The organism is Streptomyces sp. NPDC048417 (assembly GCF_040651615.1).
Taxonomy (GTDB): domain Bacteria; phylum Actinomycetota; class Actinomycetes; order Streptomycetales; family Streptomycetaceae; genus Streptomyces.
Window position 1 is genome coordinate 108418 of sequence record NZ_JBEZKI010000016.1, and the last position, 13691, is coordinate 122108.

At 70.3% G+C, this 13691-nt stretch carries 15 protein-coding genes; 6 read left to right on the forward strand and 9 right to left on the reverse strand.

Annotated elements, in window-relative coordinates; translation table 11 throughout:
* Positions 1-58: 58 nt before the first annotated feature.
* From AB0D59_RS25240 to AB0D59_RS25250, 3 genes are read right to left on the reverse strand one after another with little or no spacing between them, the layout of a single operon-like run.
* Positions 59-1192, reverse strand: coding sequence for an Mrp/NBP35 family ATP-binding protein (locus AB0D59_RS25240; protein ID WP_362569412.1), 1134 nt, complete (start codon positions 1190-1192; stop codon positions 59-61).
* A 43-nt stretch (positions 1193-1235) separates the two neighbouring features.
* Positions 1236-1823: a DUF1003 domain-containing protein gene (locus AB0D59_RS25245; protein ID WP_362569415.1), complete on the reverse strand. Its 588-nt coding sequence runs from the start codon at positions 1821-1823 to the stop codon at positions 1236-1238.
* A complete protein-coding gene (locus AB0D59_RS25250) occupies positions 1813-3138 on the reverse strand; it encodes a CBS domain-containing protein (protein ID WP_362569418.1) in 1326 nt (441 codons plus the stop codon). The genes AB0D59_RS25245 and AB0D59_RS25250 overlap by 11 nt, the downstream gene beginning before the upstream one ends.
* A 218-nt stretch (positions 3139-3356) precedes the next feature.
* Between AB0D59_RS25250 and AB0D59_RS25255 the strand changes: the two genes are divergently transcribed.
* Positions 3357-4088 carry a hypothetical protein gene (locus tag AB0D59_RS25255; RefSeq protein ID WP_362569421.1) on the forward strand — a complete coding sequence of 244 codons (732 nt, stop codon included), beginning with the start codon at positions 3357-3359 and terminating at the stop codon, positions 4086-4088.
* A gap of 163 nt (positions 4089-4251) precedes the next feature.
* On the opposite strand, the gene AB0D59_RS25260 is transcribed toward AB0D59_RS25255, so the two are convergent.
* Together AB0D59_RS25260 and AB0D59_RS25265 are read right to left on the reverse strand one after the other, a co-directional pair.
* The gene (locus AB0D59_RS25260) at positions 4252-4764 is read right to left on the reverse strand and encodes a hypothetical protein (RefSeq protein WP_362569424.1); all 513 of its coding nucleotides are present in this window, start codon (positions 4762-4764) and stop codon (positions 4252-4254) included.
* A 9-nt stretch (positions 4765-4773) separates the two neighbouring features.
* Complete coding sequence (locus AB0D59_RS25265; RefSeq protein ID WP_362569427.1) at positions 4774-5904, reverse strand: magnesium and cobalt transport protein CorA; 1131 nt, start codon at positions 5902-5904, stop codon at positions 4774-4776.
* A gap of 487 nt (positions 5905-6391) precedes the next feature.
* Here AB0D59_RS25265 and AB0D59_RS25270 point away from each other — a divergent pair, with 487 nt between their 5' ends.
* Positions 6392-6988 (forward strand): suppressor of fused domain protein, encoded by a 597-nt coding sequence (locus AB0D59_RS25270; RefSeq protein WP_362569430.1) that lies wholly within the window; start codon positions 6392-6394, stop codon positions 6986-6988.
* A 43-nt stretch (positions 6989-7031) separates the two neighbouring features.
* Here the strand turns inward: AB0D59_RS25270 and AB0D59_RS25275 are convergent, their stop codons facing one another.
* Positions 7032-8267 carry an MFS transporter gene (locus tag AB0D59_RS25275; protein WP_362569433.1) on the reverse strand — a complete coding sequence of 412 codons (1236 nt, stop codon included), beginning with the start codon at positions 8265-8267 and terminating at the stop codon, positions 7032-7034.
* Between the two features lie 162 nt (positions 8268-8429).
* On the opposite strand from AB0D59_RS25275, the gene AB0D59_RS25280 reads away from it, so the two are divergent.
* The 3 genes from AB0D59_RS25280 (at position 8430) to AB0D59_RS25290 (ending at position 10954) form a co-directional block, all read left to right on the forward strand.
* Positions 8430-9071: a DUF6758 family protein gene (locus AB0D59_RS25280; RefSeq protein WP_362569436.1), complete on the forward strand. Its 642-nt coding sequence runs from the start codon at positions 8430-8432 to the stop codon at positions 9069-9071.
* A gap of 269 nt (positions 9072-9340) precedes the next feature.
* Positions 9341-10195: a PHP domain-containing protein gene (locus AB0D59_RS25285; protein WP_362569439.1), complete on the forward strand. Its 855-nt coding sequence runs from the start codon at positions 9341-9343 to the stop codon at positions 10193-10195.
* 153 nt (positions 10196-10348) lie between these two features.
* Positions 10349-10954 (forward strand): MarC family protein, encoded by a 606-nt coding sequence (locus AB0D59_RS25290; protein ID WP_362569442.1) that lies wholly within the window; start codon positions 10349-10351, stop codon positions 10952-10954.
* Positions 10955-11097: 143 nt separating this feature from the next.
* Here the strand turns inward: AB0D59_RS25290 and AB0D59_RS25295 are convergent, their stop codons facing one another.
* The gene (locus AB0D59_RS25295; protein WP_362569445.1) at positions 11098-11250 is read right to left on the reverse strand and encodes a hypothetical protein; all 153 of its coding nucleotides are present in this window, start codon (positions 11248-11250) and stop codon (positions 11098-11100) included.
* 170 nt (positions 11251-11420) lie between these two features.
* On the opposite strand from AB0D59_RS25295, the gene AB0D59_RS25300 reads away from it, so the two are divergent.
* Positions 11421-12314: an NYN domain-containing protein gene (locus AB0D59_RS25300; RefSeq protein ID WP_362569448.1), complete on the forward strand. Its 894-nt coding sequence runs from the start codon at positions 11421-11423 to the stop codon at positions 12312-12314.
* 25 nt (positions 12315-12339) lie between these two features.
* Here the strand turns inward: AB0D59_RS25300 and AB0D59_RS25305 are convergent, their stop codons facing one another.
* Both AB0D59_RS25305 and AB0D59_RS25310 read right to left on the reverse strand, forming a co-directional pair.
* Complete coding sequence (locus AB0D59_RS25305; RefSeq protein WP_362569450.1) at positions 12340-13236, reverse strand: alpha/beta hydrolase; 897 nt, start codon at positions 13234-13236, stop codon at positions 12340-12342.
* Positions 13237-13455: 219 nt separating this feature from the next.
* A partial coding sequence (locus AB0D59_RS25310) for a hypothetical protein (RefSeq protein ID WP_362569453.1) occupies positions 13456-13691 on the reverse strand: 236 nt, incomplete at its 5' end.

Sequence of the window (13691 nt, forward strand, 5' to 3'; positions counted from 1 at the left end):
CGGAGCCGCACAGTGAGACAGCCCCGCGCCCCCGAAGGGGCGCCGAGCCCCGGATTCCTCAGAACTTGTTGCGCGGCGTGATGCCCAGGGACAGGCCCGAGAGGCCGCGCTGCCTGCCTCCGAGCTTGTCGGCGATTGCGCGCAGTGCCGTGCCCGCCGGGCTGTCGGGGTCCGTCAGGACGACCGGCTTGCCCTCGTCACCGCCCTCGCGGAGGCGGACGTCGATGGGGATGTTGCCGAGGACCGGGACGTTCGTACCCGTCGTGCGGGTGAGGCCGTCGGCGACCACCTGGCCGCCGCCCGTGCCGAAGACGTCGACCATCTCGCCGCAGTGCGGGCAGGGCAGGCCGGACATGTTCTCGACCACGCCGACGATCTTCTGGTGGGTCTGGACTGCGATGGAGCCGGCCCGCTCGGCGACCTCCGCCGCCGCCTGCTGAGGCGTCGTCACGACCAGGATCTCGGCGTTCGGGACCAGCTGGGCGACCGAGATGGCGATGTCGCCGGTGCCGGGCGGGAGGTCGAGGAGGAGGACGTCGAGGTCGCCCCAGTAGACGTCCGCGAGGAACTGCTGGAGGGCGCGGTGCAGCATCGGGCCGCGCCAGACCACCGGGGCGTTGCCCGGGGTGAACATGCCGATCGAGATGACCTTCACGCCGTGCGCCGACGGCGGCATGATCATGTTCTCGACCTGGGTGGGGCGGCCGTCCGCGCCGAGCATGCGCGGGACCGAGTGGCCGTAGATGTCGGCGTCGACGACACCGACCTTGAGGCCGTCGGCGGCCATCGCGGCGGCGAGGTTGACCGTCACCGAGGACTTGCCCACACCGCCCTTGCCGGAGGCGACCGCGTAGACCCGGGTGAGGTTGCCCGGTTTGGCGAAGGGCACCTCGCGCTCGGTCTGGCCGCCGCGCAGGGCGGACGCCAGCTCCTTGCGCTGCTCGTCGCTCATCACGTCCAGGGTGACGTCGACGCGGGTGACCCCGTCGACCCGGGAGACCGCATCGGTGACCCGCTGGGTGATCGTGTCCCGCATGGGGCATCCGGAGACCGTCAGGTACACGGTGACCGCGACCGCGCCGTCCTCGCCGATCTCCACCGATTTGACCATCCCCAGTTCGGTGATGGGTCGGTTGATCTCGGGGTCGTTCACCGTCGCCAGTGCCTCGCGCACCGCGTCTTCGCTAGCCATACAGACGATGGTACGGCGATGCACAGCGCCGCAATAACGCCCCTCACCGGTCGTCTACGTCACGCCTTGCCGACCGTTCTGCCGGGAATACGCCATGCCCGTCCCGCCGGGCGTCCAAGTCCTTGAGCAGGTCCAGCAGCTCGGCACGGATCCAGTCCCGGGTCGCGACCTCGCCCAGGCCCATCCGTAGCGCGGCGATCTCCCGGGTCAGGTACTCGGTGTCGGCGATGGACCGCTCGTTCTGCTTGCGGTCCTGTTCGAGGTTGACCCGGTCGCGGTCGTCCTGCCTGTTCTGCGCGAGCAGGATCAGCGGGGCCGCGTAGGAGGCCTGGAGGGACAGGGCCAGGGTCAGGAAGATGAACGGGTACTCGTCGAAGCGCAGCACGCCGGGCGCCGCGATGTTCCACAGCACCCAGAGGATGATCACGAACGTCATCCAGACGATGAACCGCCCGGTGCCCAGGAAACGGGCGATGCGCTCGGACAGTCGGCCGAAGGCCTCCGGGTCCCATTCGGGCACGAGCCTGCGCCGCGGCAGGCGCGGCTGGTCCAGACGGGGTCCACGGGGCCGGGTCGCGGCGGTGGCGCCGGACGGCGTGCGCTCCCGGGTGCTCTCACGTTCAGGCGCCACGATCCCCCACCCCCTTCTCCTGCTCCTGCTCCTGCTTCTTTTCTTTTTCCTGCTCCTCCTCGTCGAGGTGGAACTCGGTCTCCCGCCAGTCCTCCGGCAGCATGTGGTCCAGGACGTCGTCCACGGTCACCGCGCCCAGCAGCGACCCGGTCTCGTCCACCACGGGCGCCGCGACCATGTCGTACGTGGCGAAGAACCCGGCGATGATCGGCAGCGTGGCCTCGGGGTCGAGCGGTTGCAGGTCGTCGTCGAGGAGCGAGCTGACCAGGGTGTACGGGGGGTCGCGCAGCAGGCGCTGGAAGTGGACGGTGCCCAGGTACTTGCCGGTCGGGGTCTCGTCCGGCGGGCGGCAGACGTAGACCTGGGCGGCGAGGGCCGGGGAGAGGTCGGGATTGCGGACCCGGGCCAGGGCGTCGGCGACGGTGGAGTCCGGCCGTACCACGATCGGCTCGGTCGTCATCAGACCGCCGGCCGTGTGCTCCTCGTACGACATCAGCCGCCGCATCTCGGCCGCGTCCGCCGGCTGCATCAGGCTCAGCAGCCGCTCCTTGTCCTCCTCGGGGAGTTCGGCGAGCAGGTCGGCCGCGTCGTCCGGGTCCATGGCCTCCAGGACGTCCGCGGCCCGCTCCTCCTTCAGCTTGCCGAGGATCTCGATCTGGTCGTCCTCGGGAAGCTCTTCGAGTACGTCGGCCAGGCGGTCGTCGTCCAGTGCGGCGGCCACCTCGGCGCGGCGCTTGGCGGAGAGGTGGTGCAGCACGTTGGCGAGGTCGGCGGGGTGCAGCTGCTCGAAGGTGGCGAGCAGGCTCTCGGCGCCCTGGCCGTGCTCCTCCAGGGAGAAGCCGGTGACCTGCGACCACTCGACGGTGAGCGACTCGCCTCTGGTCCGCCGGAAGGTGCCCGTGCGGCCCTTGCGGACGAAGACGCGGTCGACCTCCCACTCCCGGCGGGCCTGCCGCTGGTGTGCGCCCAGGTCCAGGACGGTGACCTCCTCGCCGGTCTCGACCAGCTGGACGCGGCGGTCGAGGAGTTCACCGAAGACCAGGCGCTCGGTGGGCCGCTGCTCGAAGCGGCGGACGTTGAGCACGCCGGTGCTGATGACCTGGCCGGACTCGATGCTCGTCACCCGGGTCATGGGCAGGAAGATGCGGCGCCGGGTGGACAGTTCGACGACCAGGCCGAGCAGCCGCGGGGGCTTGCGGCCGACGCGCAGCATGACGACGAGGTCCCTGACGCGTCCCACCTGGTCGCCGTTGGGATCGAAGACGGCGATACCGGCGAGATGCGAGACGAAGATCCGGGGAGCGCCGGCTGCCATGGGTCCGCTTCCTTTATCTACCGAAGTGCAGCTTTTCTGTCGAAGTATCGCTTGGTGACTTTCCTGTCCTGTTCGTCTGCTCGGTGGGCTTCAGGCTAGCCCGTACCGATCGGATACGCCCTGGTGGGCGGTCCGGACGGACTGGCTCCGCCGGGCGGGCGAGGCACCGGTACGCTGCGGTACGCCGTGCCGGACCCGTCAGAGAGGTGGCCCTGTCCGTGACCGCGATTGCTCCGGGCCGTACCCGTACTCGCCGCGCCGCAGTGGTGACCGCGATGTGCGCGCTGACCCTCCTCACGGCGTGCAGTGAGGATCCGGACGCGGGCACCAACGGGGTGGGAAAGCTGGCCCCGGACGTCATCCAGTCGAAGACCCGGGCGGCGGCGACGTCGGTGGCGACGGTCCGGATGGCGGGGACGGTGGTGACGAGCGGACGTACGTACCAGCTGGACATGCGCCTGAACGCGCACGGCGGGACCGGGTCGGTCACGTCGAAGGGGTCGACCTTTCACCTGCTCCGGGTGGGCGACACGCTGTATCTGCAGGCCGACGCGGACTTCTGGAACCATGCCGACGGGAGCGACACCAGCGCGGCCGGCAAGCTCGACGGCAAGTACGTGAAGGTTCCGCAGGGCGACCCTTCGTACAAGAAGTTCAGCGGCTTCACGGACAAGGACCTCCTTCTCTCGGGCCTGCTGACCCTGCACGGTGCCCTCTCGGCCGACGGTCACCACGAACAGTCGGGCACCCCCACCATCCGCATCGCCGGCGACGGCGGCTCCGGCGGAACGCTGGACGTCTCGCTGAAGGGCAAGCCGTATCCGCTCCGCCTGGAGCGCGCGGGAGGCGCTGGCACCCTCACCTTCACGGACTGGGGCAAGTCCTTCAGCATCACCGAGCCGGAGAAGACCGAGACAGTGGACTACGGCAAGCAGCTGCCCACGTCGTAGGGGCGCTGCCGCGGCGGACGCGAGGGGCCGACGAGTTGTCGGGGGGAACGACCCTGCCGGTGCCGAGTTCCGCCGCGACGTTGCTCGGCCGCGACGTTGCTCGGCCGCGGCGATGTTCGGCCGCGACGGTGTTCGGCCGTGCCGAACCTGGCTCGGTCCTCGGCTACTTGGTCCTTCTGCGCCTCGCGAGGAGCTTCGGCAGGGCCGCCGGGACCGGATGGCGGGTGGTGGCCGGTGACGGTACGGGCGGCTCTGCCAGGCTGCCCGTCGGCAGCGGTGTCGTCGCTCCCGTCGGGCGCAGGCGCAGCACCCTGCACTCCCTCGCCCAGCGGTCCGTCATGGCCTCGCCGTCGGGTGCGTTGAGGCGCTTGCCCTTCAGCTCCGCCACCGCCGCGTCCCACTCGGGGGAGCCGGCGGACAGTTCCGTCACCGTCGCCGTCCAGGTGACCAGCCGGCCGCCCTTGTCCTTGCTGCGGACGGTCACCTCGGCCGACCCGCCGTCGGCCAGCCCGGTCAGCGGCTGCTCGGTTCCGTCGCCGACCAGGCACACGCCACCGTCGGCCCAGGCGTGCCACACCGCACGCGCGGCCGGCGCCCCGGCACCCCGGACCCAGATGAGGCCGGACTTCTTCGTGGCCTCCTCGACGAGGGCCTGGTCGAGCAGCTGACGTGTCATGGGCCCAGCCTAGAGCCAGCCGTTGCGCTTCAGGGTGCGGTGGATGCCCAGGCAGATGCAGACCGTGATGCCCATGATCACCGGGTAGCCGTACTTCCAGTGCAGCTCCGGCATGTACTTGAAGTTCATGCCGTACACACCGCACACCATCGTCGGTACGGCGATGATCGCGGCCCATGCCGTGATCTTCCGCATGTCCTCGTTCTGCGCCACGGACGCCTGCGCGAGGTTGGCCTGGAGGATGGAGTTGAGGAGTTCGTCGAAGCCGACGACCTGCTCCTGGACGCGGGCGAGGTGGTCGGCGACGTCCCGGAAGTACTTCTGGATGTCGGGGTCGACCAGCCGCATCGGGCGCTCGCTGAGCAGCTGCATCGGACGCAGCAGCGGCGACACCGCGCGCTTGAACTCCAGTACCTCGCGCTTCAGTTGGTAGATGCGCGCCGAGTCCACACCACGCGAGACCCCGCCCTTGCGGCCGGGCGAGAAGACCTCGGTCTCCACCTCGTCGATGTCGTCCTGCACGGCGTCGGCGACCGCGACATAGCCGTCGACGACATGGTCGGCGATGGCGTGCAGCACGGCCGAGGGGCCCTTGGCGAGCAGTTCGGGGTCGTCCTGGAGCCGGTGCCGCAGCGCCCGCAGCGAGCCCTGCCCGCCGTGCCGGACGGTGATGAAGAAGTCCCGGCCGGTGAAGCACATCACCTCGCCGGTCTCCACGACCTCGCTGTTGGCGGTGAGCCGGTCGTGCTCGACGTAGTGGATGGTCTTGAAGACGGTGAAGAGGGAGTCGTCGTAGCGTTCGAGCTTGGGGCGCTGGTGGGCCTGTACGGCGTCCTCCACAGCCAGCGGGTGCAGCCCGAACTCGCCCGCGATACCGGCGAATTCGGCCTCGGTCGGCTCGTGCAGGCCGATCCACACGAACCCGCCGTCCCGGCGCACCTGGCGCATCGCCTCCTGCGGGGTCAGCGGCTTCGGCGTCTGCACGCGTGCGCCGCCCCGGTAGACGGCGCAGTCGACGACGGCCGACGGCGTACCGGGGTCGCGGGTGGTGTCGTACGCGCCGGTCTCCGCGCGCAGGCTCTTGCGCTGGGAAGGGCGGGTCGGGCGGACCACGGCACGGAGGTCGCGGATCATCGACATGGGCAGGCTCCTTCGCGACAAGCAGCGGGTGACCGCCGGCGAACGGGTGGAACTACCCGGAATGGGGACGTCCTGACTGCGGATGTTTGGCACGTCCACAAAGCGGGGAGCACCGCACCGTTGCGGTGGCGACTTCGCTACTGATTCGGATCAGACGAACGGATCCAGACAGATCCGGAACGGACCGGTCGGAGGGATCAGGCAAGCGAAAACAAAGTGCTCTTCCGAACGACAACGCGAACGTGAAGGCGGCAGCCAGCCAGTAGACGAAATCAGCAGGCGGAAGAGCGAGTGGTACTGCACGGGTGACTTCGATCCATGACAGCCCCACCTCCTCCAGCCGGTCCCTCGTAAGGGAGTCCTCTTGGTGTCGGGGCCTGACCGCGACGCTCTGCGTGCTGCCCCGAACCACCGCGGTCAGACTAGCAGCAGCCCTTAGTGTCAAGGTGCTGCTTTGCCCGGTACTGACGAGTTCTATGCTCTCGACATGGCTGATGTTCTTCCTCTGGTCGAGGCCCGGTTGACCACCGCGCTGGGCGAACCGGACGCACGCGCGGCGGTCACTTTCCTCGGTACGGACCGCATCGAGGTGCTCCGTTTCCAGGAGGATCTCCAGGGCGAGAACGTCCTGCGCTACGCCACGCTCGGCATGTCCGCGCAGCCGATGACCGACCCCGCCGCGATGCTCGCGGACCCCGTCAAGGGGCCCCGCGCCGAACTGGTCCTGTCGGTCCGCGCCGGGCTCGCCGAGACCGACAAGGTGCTCCGCGCGCTTGCCGTCCTCGCCGCGTCTCCGCAGGTGGAGGGCCTGATCGTGACGCCGGGCGCATCGCTGGACGTCGGCGAACCACTGTGGCCCGGCGCTCCCTTCACCTCGGTCCTGGTCGGCGAACCGGGCGGTCTCGTCGAGGATCTGACGTTGGACGAGCCCCTCGATCCCGTACGGTTCCTGCCGCTGCTGCCGATGACCCCGAACGAGGCCGCCTGGAAACGCGTGCACGGCGCCCAGGCCCTCCAGGAGCGCTGGCTCGCGGGCGGGACGGACCTCCGGGATCCGCACCGCGGGTCCGTCCCGCTGGACTGATGCACGAGGGTGAGCAAGCTCACCAAGCGCCCTACGGAAATCGTCAGTTGGCAAAGACGGAGACGCTGTCCTCGGTGGCGTGCGCCGGCTCCAGCTCCGCCGCCTCGTGCGCGAGGGCCTTCCGCCGTACGAGAACCACGACCGCGCCCAGCACGGCGGTGACCGCCGCCACCACGAACGGGATGTGGATGTCGGTCCACTCCTCGATCTTCGGCGCGAAGTAGGGGGCGGCCGCGGCGGCGAACCAGCGGACGAAGTTGTAGCCCGCGCTCGCCACCGGGCGTGGCGCGTCCGACACGCCCAGGGCCAGCTCGGTGTAGACGGTGTTGTTCACGCCGATGAACGCGCCGGACAGGATCGTGCAGACGATCGCGGCGGTGTGGCCGCCGTAGCCGAGGACGGCGACGTCGACGGCGAGCAGCACCAGGGAACCGCCCAGCACCTTCAGCGAGCCGAAGCGCCGCTGCATGCGCGGGGCCACCACCACCGAGAAGAGCGCGAGCAGCACGCCCCAGGCGAAGAACACGGCACCCGAGCGGTACGGGGTCATGTCCAGCACGAAGGGGGTGAAGGCCAGCACGGTGAAGAACGTGTAGTTGTAGAAGAACGCGGAGACGGCGGCGGAGGCCAGGCCGCCGTGGCCGAGTGCCCTGATCGGGTCGAGGATCGAGGTCCTGCGGGCGGGCTTCGGCTGTTCCTTCAGGAAAGCGGTGATGCACAGGAAGCCGACCGCCATCAGCGTGGCCGTGCCGAAGAAGGGGTAGCGCCAGCTGATGTTGCCGAGCACCGCGCCCAGCAGCGGACCGCACGCCATGCCGAGGCCGAGCGCGGACTCGTAGAGCAGGATCGCGGCGGCGCTGCCGCCGGCCGCCGCGCCCACGATGACCGCGAGGGCGGTCGAGACGAACAGGGCGTTGCCAAGTCCCCAGCCGGCCCGGAAGCCGACGAGCTGGCCGACCATGTCGGAGGTGCCGGCGAGGCCCGCGAAGACGACCACGAACGCGAGGCCGAGCAGCAGGGTCCCGCGCCCGCCGATCCGGCTGGAGACGAAGCCGGTGAGCAGCATCGCCACGGCGGTGATCAGGAAGTACGAGGTGAAGAGCAGGGAGACCTGACTGGTCGTGGCGTCCAGGCCCCTGGCTATGGAAGGCAGGATCGGGTCGACGAGTCCGATGCCCATGAAGGCGACGACGGACGCGCCGGCCGTCGCCCATACGGCCTTCGGCTGCCGCAGGATGCTGCCCGATCCCGCGTCGAATGGGGCTGCTGCCTCTGCCATGCGCTTCCTCCGCTGCTCGCGTCCATATGGTTGGCTTATACACACGGTAAGTTAGGGTTGCTAATTAATGCAAGATACACCTAACTCCACCCGGTGACCGGTACCGTCCGGACGGGTGATCGTCCTTGACGTGGCGGATTCCGGGTAGGACCGTGGGGCCCTATGAGGGGCGAACCCAGTTGCCCGAAGTGCGGTGGCCGGGTCAGGGCTCCCGGCCTCTTCGCCGACACCTGGCAGTGCGAGGTGCACGGGACCGTCCATCCGGTACAGCCCGTGATCCCGCCCAGCGTCGAGGCCCTCGATGTCGTGGTGCACCGCACCCAGGTGCCGGTGTGGATGCCCTGGCCGCTGCCGGTCGGCTGGCTGTTCACGGGTGTGGCCTGCGCCGGTGACGACCGCAGCGGTGGGCGCGCCACCGCCGTCGCCTGCTCCGGACCCGCGCCGCTCGGCGGCATAGGGGAGATGATCCTGGTCGCCGAGGAGCTGGGGGTCGGTCTCGGAGCGCGCTACGCGGGCATCGACGGACCGGATCCGGGACCGTCGATGAACGTGGAGAAGCCGCCACAGGCGAAGGTCCTGGCCGCCGGGCGGCCGGCACCGCTGTGGCATGTGCCGGGAGCGCCGGACGACCGGGCCGTCTTCGCGGGCGAGGCCCTGGGCCTGTGGCTCTGGGCCGTGGTGTGGCCCGAGCAGACCGGGCTGCTGATGTACGACGAGTTGGTGCTCACGGATCTGCGGGACGCGGGCGCGGAGGTGGATCTGGTGCCCTGTGGGGCGTTGTCACCGCGCTTGTTCGAACCTTAGGGCTTGGAGGCCCTAGGGGACGTGGAAGGTCCCTGGGGCTTGGAGGCCCGGGGGGCGTGGAAGCCCCAGGGCTTGGAGGCCCGGGGCATGGAAGGTCCCTAGGGCTTGGGGGCCTGGGAGGCGTGGAAGTCCCCAGGGCTTGGAAGCAGGGTGGCGCCTGTGACCCAGCTGTACGGGGCGCCTCCGGCCTTCGGGTGTGACAGGGCATCCGCTTCCGGCCGCTATCCTTGACGCGTCCCTTCCGTCCCGTCCCGCCTGGAGTCCGCATCGTGCGTATCGATCTGCACTGCCACTCCACCGCCTCCGACGGTACGGACACCCCGGCCGAGCTGGTACGGAACGCCGCCGCCGGGCTGGACGTCGTCGCGCTGACCGACCACGACACCACCCGGGGCCACGCCGAGGCCGTCGCCGCGTTGCCCGAGGGGCTCACCCTGGTCACCGGGGCCGAGCTGTCCTGCCGTGTCGACGGCGTCTCGATGCACATGCTGGCCTACCTCTTCGACCCCGAGGAGCCCGATCTGCTCGCCGAGCGTGAGCTGGTCCGGGACGACCGGGTGCCGCGGGCCCAGGGCATGGTCGCCAAGCTGAACGCGCTGGGCGTGCCGGTCACCTGGGAGCAGGTGAGGCGGATCGCCGGGGACGGCTCCGTGGGGCGGCCGCACGTCGCCTCCGCGCTCGTTGAGCTCGGTGTCGTACCGACCGTGAGCGACGCCTTCACCCAGGAGTGGCTGGCCGACGGCGGCCGGGCCTTCGTGGAGAAGCACGAGACCGACCCCTTCGCGGCGATCCGGCTGGTCAAGCAGGCCGGCGGGGTGTGCGTGTTCGCGCATCCGGCGGCCGCCAAACGCGGGCGTACGGTGCCCGAGTCGGCGATCGCCGAGATGGCCGCGGCCGGCCTCGACGGCATCGAGGTCGACCACATGGACCACGACGCCGACTCCCGGGCCCGGCTGCGCGGACTGGCCGCGGAGCTGGGGCTGCTGGCCACCGGGTCCTCGGACTACCACGGCAGCCGCAAGACGGTGGCGCTGGGCGAGTACATGACCGACCCCGAGGTGTACGGGGAGATCACGCGCCGTGCGACCGGCGCGTTCCCCGTCCCGGGGACCGGCGGACTCTGAGGCCGGCCCCCGTCCCGGTTCCCGTTCCCGAGTCTCCCTGCGCAGCAGGCCGTGCCCACCGTTCTCCCGGGCTCGTCCCGGCCCGCGCGCGGTGACCCCCATTTCCCTGCGGCACGACCGCTCGCAGCGCAGACCAACGCACAAGGCTCACGCATGTTCGACGTCGCCGTCTTCGGCTCTCTCTTCCTGACCCTGTTCGTCATCATGGATCCCCCTGGGATCACCCCGATCTTCCTCGCCCTCACCTCCGGCCGGCCGGGCAAGGTGCAGAAGCGGATGGCCTTCCAGGCCGTGTGCGTGGCGGGCGGGGTGATCACCGTCTTCGGGCTCCTGGGCCACCAGATCCTCGACTACCTGCACGTCTCCGTGCCCGCCCTGATGATCGCGGGCGGGCTGCTGCTCCTGCTGATCGCCCTCGACCTGCTCACCGGCAAGAACGACGAGCCGAAGCAGACCAAGGACGTCAACGTGGCGCTGGTGCCCCTGGGCATGCCGCTGCTGGCGGGGCCCGGTGCGATCGTGTCGGTCATCCTCGCCGTGCAGAAGGCGGACAGCGTCTCCGCGCAGGTGTCCGTGTGGACCGCGATCCTCGCCATCCATGTCGTGCTCTGGCTGGTGATGCGGTACTCGCTGCTGATCATCCGGGTCATCAAGGACGGTGGCGTGGTCCTGGTGACGCGGCTCGCGGGCATGATGCTCTCCGCGATCGCCGTGCAGCAGATCATCAACGGCGTCACCCAGGTGATCAAGGGCGCGTAGCCGGGTGGGGCGGACAGACGCGGAACCCCCGCACGGCGTCGTGCCGTACGGGGGTTCCGAAGACTTTGCGGTGCTCCGCGCGTCAGTGTGTCTCGTGCGTCAGTGTGTCTTGTGGTGTCTCGTGCGTCGTGGCTCGTATCTCGTTACGAGGCCTGGTTCTCGGCCGGTCGGATCCACAGGCGCTGCCCGATGGCGGCGGCCTGCTGGACGATCCTGTTGACGGAGGCGGCGTCCACGACGGTGTAGTCCACGGTGGTGCCGTCGACTTCGTCCAGTCGCCTGATTTCGAAGCGCATCTGCCTCTCCCTTCGTCTCGTGTTCCTCTGAGTCAACGGCTTGCGTGTTACAAACATTCCCTTGGCTAAAGAAAATTTTCGAACGCCTAATTACCGACCGGTAAAAGACGTTCGGGAGACTGACCGGGACCGGTTGTGTTCGCAGCGTGACCGCCGGGACAATGGAGGCGATGAACGACGACCTCGCCGCCCTCCAGGCCCGCATCGACCGCACGAACGAGCTGCTCACCCGCATGCTCGCCGAAGTGGCGAAGACGCCTTCGACCCATGCGATCTTCGTCGACGCGGGCTACCTCTACGCGGCCACGGGTCGGCTCGTCGCCGGGACGGAGGACCGCCGTGCCTTCGACCTCGACGCCGAGGGGTTGATCGAGGCGCTCATCGACAAGGCACGCCAGATCTTCGCGGACAGCCGGCTGCTGCGCGTCTACTGGTACGACGGCGCGCGGCGCCGCATCCACACCGCCGAGCAGCAGACCATCGCCGAACTGCCCGACGTCAAGGTCCGGCTCGGCAACCTCAACGCCAACAACCAGCAGAAGGGCGTCGACTCCCTGATCCGCACGGACCTGGAGTCACTCGCCCGGCACCGCGCCATCAGCGACGCAGCCCTGCTCGGCGGCGACGAGGACCTGGTCTCCGCGGTCGAGGCCGCCCAGGGCTACGGCGCCCGGGTCCACCTCTGGGGCATCGAGGCGCCCGAAGGCCGCAACCAGGCCGAGCCGCTGCTCTGGGAGGTCGACAGCCAGCGCACCCTCGACCTCGAGTTCTTCAAGCCGTACGTCGCCCGGCGCACCGCCCACGCCTACGAGGCCGGCGCCACCAGACCCACCCGTGAGGACGTCCGTTTCGTCGGCGCGCAGATCGCCGCGAAGTGGCTGTCCTCGCGGGGCAGCGAGTCACTCGTCGAGCTGCTGCCCGGCCATCCCTACCTGCCCGGCCCGGTCGACCAGGACCTCCTCGTCGAGGCCGAGGGCCTGCTCCAGTACTCCCTGCGCGGCCAGGCCGACCTGCGCCGAGCCCTCCGGGACGGCTTCTGGGAGCACCTCCAGACGCAGTACTAGCCGTTGGCGACCAGTTGTTCGCGACTTAATCGTTCGCGCTGTCCCAGAAGGCGGCGATCGCCTCGGCGGTGGGGGCCGGTCGGTCGGTGTTGGGGGAGTGCTCCGCACCCTCGACGACCGTGCGGTGGCCCCGCAGTCGTAGCGCCATGTCGTCCAGCAGCGGCAGCGGCCAGGTGTCGTCCCGCGCACCCGACAGCACATGGAACGGCAGCGGTACGGCGGCGAGTTCGGCGACGCGATCCGGCTCGGTGCACAACTGGCGTCCGGCGGCGAGCAACTGGGCCGGCTTGTTGCCCAGCCAGCGGCGCCGCAGATCCTCCTGCTCCTCCTGGCCGTTCTGGTCCGCCTGGTCCTGCGGGCCGCCCTCGTCCAGTTCCTCCGGTGCCTCCATGGCCTGCATGGCCTCCCACACCCCGGCCATCGGCAGCACCGCGAGCGCGTCCCGCAACAGCTTCACCCGCTGCTGCTGGGGGACGGAGATCTGCGCCGGGCCCGAGGACATCAGCGTCAGTGAGCGGAACGGCGTGTGGTCGAGGATCACGGCCGCGCGCGCGATCTGACCGCCGAGGGAGTGCCCGAGCAGATGCACGGGCCGACCGTCGCCGATCGCCGCCGCCTGCGCGAGCACGTCCCGCGCCAACTCCTCCTGGGCGTACGCCGATTCGTCGTCCTCCGGGCCGTCCGACTCGAACTGCCCACGCCCGTCCACGGCGACGGTCCGGTACCCGCGCGCGCCCAGCGCCTCGTGCAGCGGGTTGAAGTCCTCCTTGCTGCCGGTGAACCCGGGCAGCAGCAGCGCGATCCCCTTGGGCTCGGCCCCGGCGGCCGCGGGTGCGTCGATGACGGCGAACTCACCACGCGCGGTGGCGAGCGCGTACGCGCGGGCACCGACGGGCGGGGCAAAGGTACGAGGCCTGCTCATGAGGAGAGGCTATCCGGCGGACGGCGACGGGCCGTAAGCCGGCGGATGAATCCCGCTGGCGGGCAGGCGGGCAGGCGGGCAGGCGGGCAGGCGGGCAGGCGGGCTGGCGGGCTGGCGGGCAGACGGGCTGACGGGCAGGCGGGCTGGTGTGTGGGCCGGGAACGCCGACGGCCCGGCCCACACAGGGTGGGCCGGGCCGTTCGGTTACGTGCGACGCGCTCAGGCCTCGGGAGCCGCGGCGGCGGCCTTCCGGGTCCGGCGGGCCTTCGGCTTCGCCTCGGCGTCGGTGGCGTCGACCGTCGCGGCGGGCTCGGCCGCCTTCCGGGTCGTACGACGCCCCGGCTTGACCTCCGGCTCGCCGCTGGCCTGCGCCGGAATCTCCGCGGTGACGGCAGCAGCCGTCTTGCGGGTGCGGCGGGGCTTGACCTCGGTGCCTTCAGCCGTCTCGACGGCGG